This is a genomic window from Sulfitobacter sp. HGT1 (assembly GCF_013282155.1).
Lineage (GTDB): Bacteria > Pseudomonadota > Alphaproteobacteria > Rhodobacterales > Rhodobacteraceae > Sulfitobacter.
Genome location: NZ_BLWI01000005.1, coordinates 124650 through 138196, shown reverse-complemented (window position 1 = coordinate 138196; position 13547 = coordinate 124650). Strand labels below are relative to the sequence as shown.

The following is a 13547-nucleotide window of genomic DNA, read 5'->3' as shown; positions in this document are numbered from 1 at the left end:
CCTAATAGTCTTGGCGTGCGATCTCGAGTATCAAAACATCATAGGCCGCGTCTTTTCCAACATCACGTTGGGCAACCTCAAGAAGCAAGCGCCTCAAGCTATTTAGCTTATCCGCTCTTGTGAACTCACCATCGAAACCGCCCAAATTAGCATGCGTAAAAAGCACCTGCAGGAAGGAATCACGTAGTTTTGGTTCTTTGCGCAGAATTTCTTCCTGCCTGCCATCCGGTGTTTCAATGCTTAATGAAAGCACAATGAGTGATGCAACCCGCTCCTCTTCTACGATCGGCACGACAAATTGGTTATTTAGCTTAACATAATCAACCACTTCATTCGGGTCTCTGGGCGTCTGGTTTGGCGGGTTCAAATGCTGCGTATGATCATCTTGTCCCTCCTCTTCTGATGTTTCCGCAACCTCTGGCACATGCTCGGGCCTTAAAAACTTGCCCGCAGCAACCCCGATTGCAGCCGATATGATCAGGAAAATAATCGGTAAAATTTTTTTCATCTTGGACCTTTCTAGAATGGAATGACGGCGTCTAGGATTTGCTGGCCCAGTCTTGGTTGCTGCATGTCGCTTATCTGCCCACGTCCACCGTAGGACACGCGCGCGGATGCGATCTTGTCATACGTAATTTCGTTTTGCCGCGACACATCTTCAGGTCGAACAAAGCCTGTCACCAGAAGTTCTCGAAGTTCGAAATTTACCCGCAGCTCTTGCGTCCCGATGATCGAAAGAACCCCATTCGGAAGAACATCAATCACCGTAGCCGCGACTCGGAGCGTCAGTTTTTCCTTTCTTTTAACGGACCCGTCACCCGAAGCCGCGCTGTTCGAGCTCAAGCCAACCAGATCCACAGAACTCGCGCCTTCCGGTAATTTTTCGTCCAACCGCTGCGGGATACCGAACAGACCCGGCACAGAAAGCGTTTCCGACCCCGTCCTGGAGCGGTCACTTTGATTTGAAATTTCGGCATTTTCGTTGATTTCAATGACAACAGTCATGATATCTCCGCGCTGCATTGCCCGACGATCGCCTAGAAGCGAATTCCGCCCACCGGACCAAAGCGACGCTTGATCGACTAAACGGTCCGGTTCAAGGTGCAGAGGCAAGGCATCATAAACCATTGCGCTGTGTTCGGGACCTTGAAGTGCCTCACTAAAGGTTGGCGTACTTCCCATATGATCTATCCGAGCGCAGGCCGTCAAAAAAAACGCTGTCACAACAAGTAAAATGAACTTCTTCATATTCCGTTCTCAGTTCTTAATCTGAATTGATCCGTCAGGTACAATCTGACCAAAAATTGTAGCGCGTGAGGCCAGGTTCATAACCCGGATAATGTCGCCTGTTCCACCCCTCTCCAACGCACGCACCTCAGTTGCGATACGCACTCCGGCGCTCTCAAAATAAGCGCTAACGATTTGATTTCTATAAACTATCGCGGGCGGTCCAATTTCGTCAAACCGGATTGGCCGGCCGGCATAGAGCACAACGCGGGCTTCCTGACCTATCACCTGGTTTAACTGATCAAACACATCGGCGTCCTGGCCACCGCTTAGCGTTACATCATTCTCAAGAATGACAGCATCTGCCCGGATGGTTCGGGTCGGCACCACGATGTCGGCCATAAGGGGTGACGCAAAAATCAAGGGCAATGAAAACCGGGCCAGACTGATCATCGGATTTGCGTCGTTGCGCCCATCATCTGGTCCGCTGCAGAAATGACTTTTGCATTCATTTCATAGCCACGCTGCGCTTCAATCAGTTCAGTTATCTCCCTGACCGCATCGACCGAGCTATCCTCGAGGTAACCTTGTCGCAATGTTCCCAAACCATTCAGTCCAGGCGTCGAAGAAAGAGCAGGTCCGGAAGCTTCGGTTTCAACGAACAAGTTGCCTCCCAATGCCTCCAGCCCCTTCACGTTGCTAAAGCCGGTCAAGGTAAATTGTCCCAAAAGCTGACCGCCAGTCGTTCTGTCAAAATAGGCAAAGACTTCACCATCGGCATTAACCGATATGCTGCGGGCATCCTCTGGAATGACGATTTCCGGTGCGACCGGAAAACCGTCAGATGTCACGATCAAACCCTCGCCAGTCCGCTTTAGCCCGCCATCGCGCGTAAATGCCGCCTGGCCAGACGGAAGGGTGACCTCAAAATAACCCTTACCTTCGATAGCAATATCCAGATCGCCACCTGTCACGGACAACGCACCTTGTGCCAGTTGCATTGAAACTGCGGCCGGTCGAACCCCAAGACCAAGCTGCACGCCGGTCGGCAGCACCGTTCCGTCTGACGCGTTGATTGACCCTGCCCGCGCAAGTTGCTGATAATGCAGATCAGAAAATTCTGCCCGACGCGCATTATATCCGGTTGTACTCATATTCGCGAGGTTGTTCGAAATGGTTTCGACGCGCATTTGCTGGGCGCTCATCCCGGTGGCCGCAATTTTCAAGGCACGCATATCGCTGCTCCAATATCTGTAGATAAAACTATTGAGAAAGTGATTTTAACGCTGTCCGCATTCTCTCATCTTCACTCTCAAGAAAACTTTGACCCAACTCATAGGCGCGTTGGACTTCGATCATTCGTGAAAGTTGCCCCACCGCATTGACGTTGGAACCTTCGGTGAAGCCGTGAACGACGCGCGCATCTTGGGCTTGCTCAAACCCCGCATCCGCGCGAAACATCACCCCGTCTTCGCGAACCATATCCAGCGGGGCATTGGGCTGGACGATACCCAATCTGGCGATAGGTGCCCCGCCAACGCTAAAAGTCCCGTCTGAAGATACCGAAAGCGGGCCCGCATCAGCCGGCACAAATATTGGGGCACCTCCGGCATCCAAAACGCGAAATCCGTCGTTTGTAACCAGTTCACCTTCTGCATTCGCGGCAAAGGCTCCTGCCCTCGTCAACCGTTCGCCCAAAGGTGTTTCGATCAGGAAATATCCGTCACCTTCAATTCCAAAATCAAAACTGCCGCCCGTTTGGGTCAACGCACCTTGGGCAAAGTCCGTATTATGCACGTTGCCCATACCCATGGATAATGACTGGCCGTGCTCAACACCTTGGACGTACTCGGAAAAGATCATCCCTTCAGATCGAAAACCCGTAGTGGCTGAGTTCGCAATGTTATTGGCAACGACCTGCAACTCCCGCGCAAGCCCGGATTGCCGTGTCAGAATGGTATAGCTAGAATTGTCCATTTATCCTCCGACGATCAGCGGGATGATGCGGTCATGAAAGAATGAAACAAGTGTTTCTGTCATGAAGCTCATCGAGACCCAAAACACCGCGCCAATCGCGGCGAGCTTCGGCACAAACGTCAATGTCATTTCTTGAATAGAGGTCAGCGCCTGAACTAACCCGATCGCGACGCCCGTTATCAACGCAACCGTCAAGATGGGGACCGAGATGGTTAAGGCGACCCAAAGGCCTTGGCGCATCGTGTCATAGAAAACGGCCTCGTCCAGCACTAGACAGGCATCCTTAGAATTTCCTGATATGCCTCTACGACCTTGTTGCGCACCGCGACTGCGGTTTCCACGACCAGTTCCGTTTGAGCAAGCGCTTGAACCAGCGCATGCGGATCAGCGTCACCAATCATTGACTCTTTGGCCACCGTCTCGCTTTTCACAAGAACCTGCGCAAAATCCGATGCCGCGTCCCGAAAAAAAGATGTGGCAGTTTCCTCAGCGAGGACAGCCGGTTTCGCAGCAGAATACTTCTGAGCCGCAGAAATTGCTTTGATATCCATTCTGGATCTCCTTTGATTTCAGATTAGCGTCGCAACAGATCCATCAGGCCAGCTGACATCTTTCGCGTTTGTTCGAACATTTTCAGATTTGCTTCATAACTTCGCTGCGCCTCTTTCGCGTCGGCGAGCTCAATTAGAAGATTCACATTGGAGCCCTGATACTCCCCCGCTTCGCTCGCGAGCGGGTGAGACGGGTCATAGACTGTCTCCAGCTCGCTCTGATCCAGTCGAACAGGGCTGGTTTTGACTGTTGCTGGCATATCGTCAGAGACGAAAGCGGTTTCAAAAGAAACCAATTTCCTTCTGTAACCTGGCGTATCCACATTTGAGATATTCTCGGACAGATGGCGCAGCCGGTTCGCTTGCGCGCGCAATCCGCTCGAAGAAACCTCCAGTGATTTGGCAAAATCGCTCATCCCTGCCCCTATTTGCTAATTGCGGTGCGTAAAACGCCAAGGGCCGACTTATAGATTGCCAAAGCACGATCATGCTGTTGCTTTGCAGCTACAGACTTTAGCATCTCTGTCTCCAAAGAAACTGTATTGCCGTTGGGTGACGCTTCTGCACGCACTTCAAAGCTTTCAACGCGCTGTGACCTATCCGCCGCCCCATGAAGATGGCCAGCCCGGGTAGCGCGCTGCATCGGTGATATTTGATCGGCGTGATAGGTTTTTTGGAAACTGGGCAAGTCTTTTGCAACAAAACCCGGTGTATCCGAGTTCGCCACATTCTCCGAAATCACAGCCTGACGTTGACCTGCATGCGCCGCCATCGCTGACGACATTTTGAAAACTTCTAGTTGCTCAAACATCAAAGGATTCTCCTTCGTTGAATTTCAACCAAGGCTTAACCCTGATTCCTTTAGAAACAGTTTGCGCAATGAAGAGATTTTTTATGACCTACAGCAAAGGCGTTCAGGCCGTCGTCCAGCAAATCAGGAATATCAAGGTGGCAGTCCCGATCGGGCGCGTAACGCGCGTAGATTCAGGCGTCATACATGCTTCCGGCTTGGGCGATTGCGCGAGAATCGGCGACTGGACCAAAACCCACCTCCGCGACGGTAGGGTTCTTTCTGGCGAGATCGTTCAATTGGACGGCGATTCGGTGATCATTCTGCCCGACGATTCTCTTGATGGCATCGCTCTAAATGACCGGATTGCGCTTGGGGAACCTGGGTCTATTTCACCATCTAATCAATGGATTGGCCGAATAGTCGACGCAAATGGAGAGCCGCTGGATGGGAGGCCACTCATGTCGGGTCCCAAGGTTCAGAACCTGCGCGCGTCCCCGCCGAAAGCAGCGACACGCAAACCCTTTGGCGCTCGGCTTGAGACCGGTCTTGCGATTACCAACACGATTCTTCCGATAGCCAAAGGCCAGCGCATCGGGCTTTTTGCCGGATCAGGGGTCGGAAAATCGACTTTGTTGGGAAATCTTGCAGCAAAAGTAGAAGCGGATGTGGTCGTTATTGCAATGATAGGAGAGAGGGGAAGAGAGGTCAGGCATTTTGTAGATAGAGTTCTCGGCGATGGTGGTCTCAAACGAGCTGTGGTTGTCGCCGCAACATCAGATCAATCGCCCCTTTTGCGGCGGCGGTGCGCATGGACGGCCATGGCAGTTGCAGAATATTTTCGCGATCAAGGGAAGTCGGTCCTTTTCCTTGCAGACTCCATTACGCGCTTTGCCGAAGCGCATCGCGAGGTGGCAGTTGCCGCTGGTGAGGCACCGGTCTTGAGGGGGCATCCGCCGTCGACCGCGCATCTAATTATGCAGCTATGTGAAAGAGCTGGCCCTGGCCAAGATGATCAGGGAGAAATTACCGGGATATTCAGCGTCTTGGTGGCCGGATCGGATATGGAGGAACCCATCGCTGATATTCTTCGCGGAGTTCTTGACGGTCACGTGGTTCTGGATCGGGAGATCGCGGAACGCGGCAGATTCCCAGCGATTGATGTTTTACGTTCAGTGTCGCGATGCCTCCCCGCTGCCGCGACTGATGCACAGAACCAGACAATTCAACAAGTGCGACGGTTTACTGCAGCTTATGAAAACAATGCAACCATGATCCGTGCCGGCCTATATTCGTCAGGCTCAGATCAAGAAGTCGATTTAGCGATCACCGCCAGACCCCAGCTAGAGGAATTTTTTTCAAGCCAAACCAGTGGGGACATAGTCCAGTCATTCAATCGGCTCGAGCTTATCATCCGTAGGTTAAAAGCGAATTCCAAGCAGCGCGGGTCAATCAAAGCAGAAAGTTAACTTTGTAATAGGGTCAATGCGATTGATCCTGGCGACAGACTAGAATTGAGATTGCTGACCTGCTCGCGAACAATAAACGTTGTAATTAGGTTGTCGAGTTTCCCTGCGTCTGAAAAAATAGAGGGGTCATCGGTCCCAAACTTCTTTTTAGCCCGCTCCTTAAACACGCCAAGTTGCTGGTCGATGTCAATTTGACCGAACGCTTCAGGTAGATTCAGCGCTTTTTCGAAAACATTCCTCAGGGGAGGGTCGCCCATGATCGTAAACCATTTCGTGTCTATCGAGCCTTCGTCTTTCGCCAACTCCGCCATCTCTCGGGCTGCATATAGCGAGATTCGCATGTTGCTGTCCTGTTCCCCGGTTGCAACCTCGAAGCTATTTGCCTGAAATTTCTCGATAATCTGGCTTGGGAAGTTTACGTCGCCAGTTTTTCGAATTTCATTCGGACCAAAACTAAAAGCCTTCGAAAACTCAGCGTATTTCGGATCTGCAAACCGGTTTGCGAGGGAATCATCATTCAAAGTTCCCTCTTCAAGGATCTTTTGAATAAAATATCGATTATCTATGTCATCCTGCAAACCAAATGCACCAAGTGCAACCCGCAGGAGGCGTCTATCCTTTACCAAGTCCTCCGCGTTTTCAACATCCGCAATTTTTGAATCGAAATAATCTGAATCTCGCTTCAATTCGACAGACTTGGTAAACGTTTCCATTTGACGATCATAAGTATCTTGGAGGAAACGCCAACCCGAAAGACCCCCAAATGGCAATACAGGCTGAAACATCACATCATTCCCACAGCCATCAGCCGATCTTCTCGAGGGAACAACGACCTTAACGCTTTCATCGCTCTATAATGCTGAGCACCAATTATCGCGGCACTTGCCTCTGCCAACACGGCCCGACTGTCAGCATCCGTAAACACCTGGCTAAGCTCTTCCACTTGACGGAGGAGTTGCAAATAGGCTTCGTTCGGCTTGCTGTCGCCGGACAAAACCAGTTGCAATGCGTAACAGACCCTTCTTACCGGTGTTTTCGCATCCTCAGGGTGAAGCGCGTCACGGAGGCGTAGAATATGTGCATCAGGCGTCATGATAGCCAGTCTGCTGCGACGGTCTCCATTCTCAATTACTGCTCCGTTGATCAGGACCCGCTCTTTAGGGCTAAGCTTGAGAACGAGGCCGCTCATGATACCGCCCCTTCTGTTCTTAGGCCGCGCAGTATTGCAGTGTTAATTTCAATCAAGGGAACCGCAGAGGCAGATTTTCGAATGACTTGGCTGGTATGGTGATCTGTAAATTCTGAAAGATAAAAAATTCGGGCCCGAAGCTCTTCGGGGAGCAAATTCCCTGAATCCGCCACGTTTACAGCCAGCGTTCGCCATAGCTTTCTGTTCTCATGAAGCGCTTCAAGCAAAGGACCTAGTTCATCTACTTCAATAGCCTTTTTCAATCGGTAAGTGATCTTTGCGATCACGTCATATTCCATGCTTCTATTGGATTTTGTGGGGGCGGTCGTAGGCGCATAAGCGCGTTGAGCCAAATTCATTGCATTCACTGAGAAGCCTTTCCTGTTTCATGAAATTCCGATGCGATAGTCTCGGGCGCGAAAGATGCGCCCGAGACTGTTCATTTTACCGGAAAAGCGACAGGATTGTCTGAGGTGCTTGGTTTGCAATGGAGAGCGATTGAACACCCAACTGTTGCTGAGTTTGCAGCGCTTGGAGCCGCGCAGATGCAGCTTCCATATCCGCATCCACCAAAGAACCGATGCCAGACTTAACAGCATCACTCAATTTACTCATGAATTCCCCTTGATCAGAAATCCGCTGAGAGGACGCGCCAAGTGCAGCAGCGCCGTCAATGGCAACCGTCAGGAAAGCCTCAATCTCACCAAAAGCAGTCGACGCGGTAGCCGTGTCGGAAATCGCAGTGATCGTGGTTGCATTCAGGTTGGTCGTAAAGTCAGCAGTAGCGACATCGATTGTCGTTACTGTAGGCGTACCAGAACCGATACGGTCGAGTGATGAAACAACCGTCAGGCTTGTACTGGCGTTCCCATCAATGTCGGCCTTGAGCAGATTAACACCGTTGAACTGGGATCCCTCGGTAATCGCTGTAATCTGCGCGATCTTCTCCTGCATGTCTGCGTCAATCTTCGCAAAGTCAGCAGTTTCAGATTGCCCGGCAACGGAAAGCGCCTTCATTTCCTTCAGTGTTTCAACAATCTGTTCAGCGCCCGCAGAAGCAACCGCGACCGTAGACTCACCCACAGCGAGTGAATCCTGAACGGCTTCGAAACCAGCGACATCAGATTCCATCACCTTGGAAATCGCCCAGATTGCTGAGTTATCCTTTGCAGTGTTGATGTCTTTACCCGTCGAAATCGCACTTTGTGTTGCAGACAGATCTTTGTTGATAGAACGAAGTGTTTGAAGCGCAACCATTGCGCCGTTGTTTGTATTAATGCTCGACATGAACATGTTCCTTTAGTCAAGGACGCTTTGCGCCCGTTTGCGGCCCTCCCCCCTGGGGCTGGACCAGAATGTCATTCTGACCTGTGCACACATTCAACTACCGGATGGTGCGCCATCCGACCTCGGATGCACGAGCACCATGTTCGTATTTCGCTTAACAGCCCCCTAACGCAGCTGGGTCCAATGCTCTGGATTTGATTTAAAATCAGGCGCGTCGTTCAACTGAAGAAATGGGTGTCATACTGACAACCCGCTTTTCGCCGTTTCTGTCATATGTTTCGAGCGACCCCTGCACGCGACGAAAGGCAGCCATCCGCCGCGCAACTTTCCGGATTCCTTCAAGCGCGTTATTTAACAAGCCTTGGTTGCGCTTCACTTTTTCAATGAGATGTTCAAGCGCCTCAGGATCATCGACTTTTGTGAGATCTATCGCTCCCATAAGCGCCTCCTTTTCCGCAGCCATACCGCTGAGGACATCCAATTTTCCCGACATCAGCGCAGTCCGTTCAGATTCCAAAATCTGGTCTAACTCTGCTATTAATAGTTCAATTTCTTTGGTCATTTGCCCTGTCTTTCAATGCTTCGAATAAGGATTCAGCAAGCCCGACACCCCCGGCCTTCACAATTTTCATGGCTTGTTCCTGCAAAAGAAAAGAACCGAATTGGTCTTCGCCTGCCCCCCCGCCGAAGCTTTCCCTTGATTGACCAAACCCGGCGGACTTCAACATTTCAGCCAAAAACGCCGCCTCGAGTTTCTGGGCTGTTTCATAAAGACGTTTTTGCGGGCCACTTTGGGGGCGCGTGCTATTCCCTACATCCGGTATATCCATGCCATTATCCTTTAAATTGCAGCTACTTTAATGATCATGTGCAGAAATCAGTAAATAACCGGTAACTATCTTTCATCATAGTTGGCTCAAATCGAAGCACTCTATGGAGAAGCCAAATGCAGATGCCCGACTCGAATAGAGTATCAAGCAATGTTGCGATGAGAGGCGTTTCATCCTCGGAAAACCCGACGAACTCGAACGGCCAAAGTTCACTCAGGGCACCCAAACAGTCCGAACATTTTTCGACAATCTTTAGGGAGCTAGCGGACAAAAATAAAATTGAAGAACCTAATAGCCCTGCGATCGATCAGCCAATTGACCAGCTTGACCCCCAAAACAAAGAAGAAGCCCCCACAGGCCATAATCTTGAGCGATCTAAATCGACTGGGGATAATCTTTCTGATGAAGCGGGTGGAATTCTAAGGCAAAACGGTAATGCGCCAAAGACCGCAGTTGATTTCCAAGGGAACGCTACCGCGTCAAACATATCCGCGAACCTGTCCCATCCAAGATATTTTCAAAGCCAATTTGACACACCGGCCTCGCCGCGCGCTGCTCAAGTTCAAGAGCATAGGCAGGGCAATGATACAGGGCAACATTCCCCCATATCCGACACTGATCCTGAATTCATCGGGCAGGGGGGCCCAGTTTCATTGGCCAGGTCCAAGAACGGTATCCAATCGATGCGCGTTTCGGATGAGACACGATTGAACCACCAGCTTCACCTTGTTTCAAAAGCCGCCACCACAAAGAACTTAAATTCAGAAAAGCCGCGTGCTCAAGATGATCTGCCCCCCCAGGCCAATGGCGTCAAAACCAACCGCGGATCTTTGCATGATCGATCTTTTTTACAAGGCGAGGGGTTCCAGCGCAGCGTCGGTGGGGCAAGCCAAAAAATTGGAATTCCGGAGGGTCATTCCGCTATGCCCCTCAAGTCAGAGGCCCGCCGTGATATACACGAATACAAAGAATTGGTCCGAGATGGGCGAGCCGAAACAGTAAGCACTTCAAATCCAACAGAAACGCAAAAATCACTGTCCCCATCAAATGGACCAGGCGAGAAGGACCGCGCAATTTCGGCTTCCCCTTCTATTCTCCCGCAGGACGGCGTCAAACAGCCGTCCAAAACGACAAACCCATCGGCGCTTCAACTCGCTGTCTCGGACCCACCTATCGGGACGGGTCATTCGGGGCCTCATGCTTCTCTGACCTCAACCATGAACCAAATGCGCGACGCGCTTTCACCTCGTCCTTCTTTTCCGACCAATACACCTCTTTCCGATGTGGAAAAAAGCAAGCTCGGTCAATCAGTTCCCAAAGCTTGGAACAGCATTGAGGGCAGAGCAGACAACCACCCCGCGCGAACTGGACAACACCCCATGGCTCGATATGATCTGACCGAGGGACAAGCACCGCTTCTGCCAAATCGAAGTGATCCTCCAGAAATAGGGGCTTTTGTTGCGCGGGCCAAAGCAATTTCGCCCGCTCCGGACCTGAGTAAGAGCCTTGAAAGGAAAGAATTTAGCGCACCTGCGCAAGATGATGCGCAGGGGGCGACGACTTCAATCCAAAGCCAACTCCAACGAGCAAAACCCATTACTTTACCGACACTGCAATCCCCCCGTGCGGATCAACTATTCGATGAGCCGATCAGCAACGATCAACGAACGGGGTTGAGCGACGAAAGCCCGGATCAGGAGCTGACCTCGGTTCAGATGGTTGAGCAATCTCGGGGCACGTCTGCATCCCCCCAACTCACTGCGATCAAGACAGGTGTTCCGCACCATATTCCAAAACAATTGGCGGAAGTGATCCATACGAGCGGCAGCAAATCCGTGGACGTCACACTAAGCCCAGAGGAGCTTGGCCGGGTCAGGCTGTCGATCACGCAAGCCGAGAGTGGCCTGTTGGTAAACATCCAGGCGGAACGGCCCGAAACGCTCGAGATGTTGCGTCGGAACATCGAGCAATTGGACAAGGAATTGCAACTGCTTGGATATGCAGAACCGGGTTTCTCATTCAGCAGCGAGGGCGGCGAGCCCGATAGAGCGCCGGACAAAACCATCACGAGCCCTCCACCAATTGAAGAACACGCAAGCGCTTCCCGCGTCCCGTCCACGGCTGACCGCAATCTTGATCCGAAAATTCAATCTGGCGTCGACATCCGCCTGTAGGGAACCTTCTTATGACACTCACCGCGACGGGGTTAACCACCTCAACCCCCAAGACAACAGCAGCAATCAGAAAAGCCGAGAGCGTGATCTCGTCGGATTTTGAAACGTTCTTGAAAATGTTGACCACACAGGCCCGCTATCAAGACCCACTAGAACCTATCGATTCGTCACAATACTCCGCGCAGCTTGCTCAGTTTTCAATGGTCGAGCAGCAGGTCCTTTCCAACGATCTGCTATCAGCATTGTCCGCGCAGATGGGAGGCAGCGGCATCGGCCAATTTGCCAGTTGGATTGGGATGGAAGCCAAATCCACCGCTCCTGTTCAATTCGACGGAGCCCCTATCACCGTCCTGCCAACCCCTTCCAATGCGGCGGACAAGGCCGAACTGGTTATCTACGACGCGCGGGGTCACGAAGTACAACGAAACCTTGTTCCGCTGTCCGAAGAGCCTGTTCAATGGGCTGGCGTATCCTCGGATGGGGGGGCTTTTCCATATGGCAATTACAGCTTCAAGGTAGAAAGCTTTAAGGCTGGCGAACGTATAGATATTGCCGCCGCTGCCACCTATTCCCGTATCACCGAAGCGCGGATCGAAAACGGCGCGACGCACCTTATCCTTGCTGGCGGGAGCAAGACCACAGCAGCGGAAGTCACGGCGCTGCGTGCCGCCGATTAAGCCCCGAAACCCTCCCGGCCGATGGACACATAGGCTTCAAAACCAGCCCGCTTGGCATCTTTTGGCGTATAGATATTGCGCAAATCCGCCATCGCGGGCTTTGCCATTCGTTTGGCCATCCGCTTCAAATCCAATGCCCTGAATTCGTTCCATTCCGTCAGGATCACCACAGCATCCGCATTTTGTGCCGCTTTATAGGCGTCATCAAACCATGAAACCCCGGGCAACAACGCCTCTCCTTCACGCTTGCCTTGCGGGTCGACAACCCGAACTTTCGCCCCGTTGCCAACAAGTGACGGAATAATTGTCAGGCTGGGTGAATCGCGCATGTCATCCGTATTCGGTTTGAACGTGACACCAAGAACGGCAATAGTCTTGCCGTTCACGGATCCACCGCAAATGTCGACAACTTTATCGACCATCCTGCGTTTCACCTCGTCGTTCACCTTGATCACGGTTTCGGTTAATTGCATCGGACTGGAATGATCCTGCCCCATGCGCGCCAGGGCTTGCGTATCCTTTGGAAAGCAGCTCCCGCCATAACCTGGGCCCGCGTGCAAAAATTTGGACCCGATCCGGTTATCAAGGCCCATCCCCTTTGAAACCATCTTGACGTCTGCACCAGTGCGTTCGCACAGGGCCGCGATCTCGTTGATAAAGGTGATTTTCATCGCCAGAAACGCGTTGGCCGCATATTTGATCATTTCGGCGCTTTCCAGATCGGTGGACATGATCGGAAACTCGCGCAGCGAAAGCGGTCGGTAGATGGCTGCCATTACCTCTGCCGCACGCTCGTTTTGCACACCAACAACGACACGGTCCGGCCGCATGAAATCGTCGATTGCCGCCCCTTCACGCAGAAACTCAGGGTTCGATGCGACATCAAAATCGGCTTTTGGGTTGGCCTTTGAAATGGCCTGCTTCACTTGCCGGTTCGTCCCGACTGGAACAGTCGATTTGGTCACGATCACCGCATAGCCCGTCATTGCATCAGCAATCTCGGCGGCGGCGGCCATCACATAGGTCAAATCCGCATGGCCATCGCCACGGCGCGTGGGTGTCCCGACCGCGATAAAAATTGCATCGGCACCGTCAACTGCGGCGTGCAGGTCGACTGTAAACGAAAGACGTCCGGCGTTGACATTCTTGGCCATCAGATCGTCCAGACCCGGCTCGTAAATCGGCACAATGCCCTGCTCCAACTGCGCAATCTTGCGAGGGTCCTTGTCAACACAGATCACATCATGGCCGAAGTCCGAAAAACAAACACCAGATACCAACCCGACATAGCCGGTCCCAATCATCGCAATTTTCATCGGCCTAACTCCTTAATATCTCGTATAAACCGGGCCAAAGGCCACTTTCTGCCAATGTAT

General features: G+C 51.9%; 19 protein-coding genes. 3 read left to right on the top strand and 16 right to left on the bottom strand.

Annotation, left to right across the window (positions count from 1 at the left end; translation table 11 throughout):
- Position 1: 1 nt before the first annotated feature.
- Genes HGT1_RS05175 through HGT1_RS05135 form a run of 9 tightly spaced genes read right to left on the bottom strand, consistent with a single transcriptional unit; the run spans position 2 to position 4566 of the window.
- Positions 2 to 508 carry a flagellar basal body-associated protein FliL gene (locus HGT1_RS05175; protein ID WP_176248859.1) on the bottom strand — a complete coding sequence of 169 codons (507 nt, stop codon included), beginning with the start codon at positions 506 to 508 and terminating at the stop codon, positions 2 to 4.
- A gap of 11 nt (positions 509 to 519) precedes the next feature.
- Entirely contained in the window at positions 520 to 1248 is a 729-nt protein-coding gene (gene flgH / locus HGT1_RS05170) for a flagellar basal body L-ring protein FlgH (RefSeq protein ID WP_176248858.1), read from the bottom strand.
- A 9-nt stretch (positions 1249 to 1257) separates the two neighbouring features.
- Entirely contained in the window at positions 1258 to 1680 is a 423-nt protein-coding gene (gene flgA / locus HGT1_RS05165; RefSeq protein WP_176248857.1) for a flagellar basal body P-ring formation chaperone FlgA, read from the bottom strand.
- Positions 1677 to 2462 carry a flagellar basal-body rod protein FlgG gene (gene flgG / locus HGT1_RS05160; protein WP_176248856.1) on the bottom strand — a complete coding sequence of 262 codons (786 nt, stop codon included), beginning with the start codon at positions 2460 to 2462 and terminating at the stop codon, positions 1677 to 1679. The genes flgA and flgG overlap by 4 nt, the downstream gene beginning before the upstream one ends.
- A gap of 28 nt (positions 2463 to 2490) precedes the next feature.
- Complete coding sequence (locus tag HGT1_RS05155) at positions 2491 to 3204, bottom strand: flagellar hook-basal body complex protein (protein ID WP_176248855.1); 714 nt, start codon at positions 3202 to 3204, stop codon at positions 2491 to 2493.
- A complete protein-coding gene (locus HGT1_RS05150; RefSeq protein ID WP_176248854.1) occupies positions 3205 to 3474 on the bottom strand; it encodes a flagellar biosynthetic protein FliQ in 270 nt (89 codons plus the stop codon).
- Positions 3474 to 3755, bottom strand: a complete 282-nt coding sequence (gene fliE / locus HGT1_RS05145; RefSeq protein WP_176248853.1) for a flagellar hook-basal body complex protein FliE — start codon at positions 3753 to 3755, stop codon at positions 3474 to 3476. Before fliE ends, HGT1_RS05150 begins: the two co-directional genes overlap by 1 nt.
- A gap of 23 nt (positions 3756 to 3778) precedes the next feature.
- A complete protein-coding gene (gene flgC / locus HGT1_RS05140; protein ID WP_176248852.1) occupies positions 3779 to 4171 on the bottom strand; it encodes a flagellar basal body rod protein FlgC in 393 nt (130 codons plus the stop codon).
- A gap of 8 nt (positions 4172 to 4179) precedes the next feature.
- Entirely contained in the window at positions 4180 to 4566 is a 387-nt protein-coding gene (locus tag HGT1_RS05135; protein WP_176248851.1) for a FlgB family protein, read from the bottom strand.
- Between the two features lie 83 nt (positions 4567 to 4649).
- Between HGT1_RS05135 and HGT1_RS05130 the strand changes: the two genes are divergently transcribed.
- Complete coding sequence (locus HGT1_RS05130; protein WP_176249055.1) at positions 4650 to 6014, top strand: FliI/YscN family ATPase; 1365 nt, start codon at positions 4650 to 4652, stop codon at positions 6012 to 6014.
- Here the strand turns inward: HGT1_RS05130 and HGT1_RS05125 are convergent.
- From HGT1_RS05125 to HGT1_RS05100, 6 genes are all read right to left on the bottom strand, one after another.
- Positions 6011 to 6799 carry a DUF1217 domain-containing protein gene (locus HGT1_RS05125; RefSeq protein WP_176248850.1) on the bottom strand — a complete coding sequence of 263 codons (789 nt, stop codon included), beginning with the start codon at positions 6797 to 6799 and terminating at the stop codon, positions 6011 to 6013. The genes HGT1_RS05130 and HGT1_RS05125 overlap by 4 nt on opposite strands.
- A complete protein-coding gene (flbT, locus tag HGT1_RS05120; RefSeq protein WP_176248849.1) occupies positions 6799 to 7203 on the bottom strand; it encodes a flagellar biosynthesis repressor FlbT in 405 nt (134 codons plus the stop codon). The genes HGT1_RS05125 and flbT overlap by 1 nt, the downstream gene beginning before the upstream one ends.
- On the bottom strand, positions 7200 to 7562 hold the full coding sequence (gene flaF / locus HGT1_RS05115) for a flagellar biosynthesis regulator FlaF (RefSeq protein WP_176249054.1): 363 nt from the start codon (positions 7560 to 7562) through the stop codon (positions 7200 to 7202). Before flaF ends, flbT begins: the two co-directional genes overlap by 4 nt.
- Before the next feature lie 85 nt (positions 7563 to 7647).
- The gene (locus HGT1_RS05110; RefSeq protein WP_176248848.1) at positions 7648 to 8490 is read right to left on the bottom strand and encodes a flagellin; all 843 of its coding nucleotides are present in this window, start codon (positions 8488 to 8490) and stop codon (positions 7648 to 7650) included.
- Positions 8491 to 8695: 205 nt separating this feature from the next.
- The gene (locus tag HGT1_RS05105; protein ID WP_255200099.1) at positions 8696 to 9052 is read right to left on the bottom strand and encodes a flagellar biosynthesis protein FlgN; all 357 of its coding nucleotides are present in this window, start codon (positions 9050 to 9052) and stop codon (positions 8696 to 8698) included.
- Positions 9036 to 9320, bottom strand: a complete 285-nt coding sequence (locus HGT1_RS05100; protein WP_176248847.1) for a rod-binding protein — start codon at positions 9318 to 9320, stop codon at positions 9036 to 9038. Before HGT1_RS05100 ends, HGT1_RS05105 begins: the two co-directional genes overlap by 17 nt.
- A gap of 116 nt (positions 9321 to 9436) precedes the next feature.
- On the opposite strand from HGT1_RS05100, the gene HGT1_RS05095 reads away from it, so the two are divergent.
- On the top strand, positions 9437 to 11494 hold the full coding sequence (locus HGT1_RS05095) for a flagellar hook-length control protein FliK (RefSeq protein ID WP_176248846.1): 2058 nt from the start codon (positions 9437 to 9439) through the stop codon (positions 11492 to 11494).
- 11 nt (positions 11495 to 11505) lie between these two features.
- Positions 11506 to 12171 (top strand): flagellar hook capping FlgD N-terminal domain-containing protein, encoded by a 666-nt coding sequence (locus tag HGT1_RS05090; protein WP_176248845.1) that lies wholly within the window; start codon positions 11506 to 11508, stop codon positions 12169 to 12171.
- Here the strand turns inward: HGT1_RS05090 and HGT1_RS05085 are convergent.
- Positions 12168 to 13487 carry a UDP-glucose/GDP-mannose dehydrogenase family protein gene (locus HGT1_RS05085; RefSeq protein WP_176248844.1) on the bottom strand — a complete coding sequence of 440 codons (1320 nt, stop codon included), beginning with the start codon at positions 13485 to 13487 and terminating at the stop codon, positions 12168 to 12170. The two genes, HGT1_RS05090 and HGT1_RS05085, sit on opposite strands and share 4 nt — an antisense overlap.
- Between the last annotated feature and the right edge of the window lie 60 nt (positions 13488 to 13547).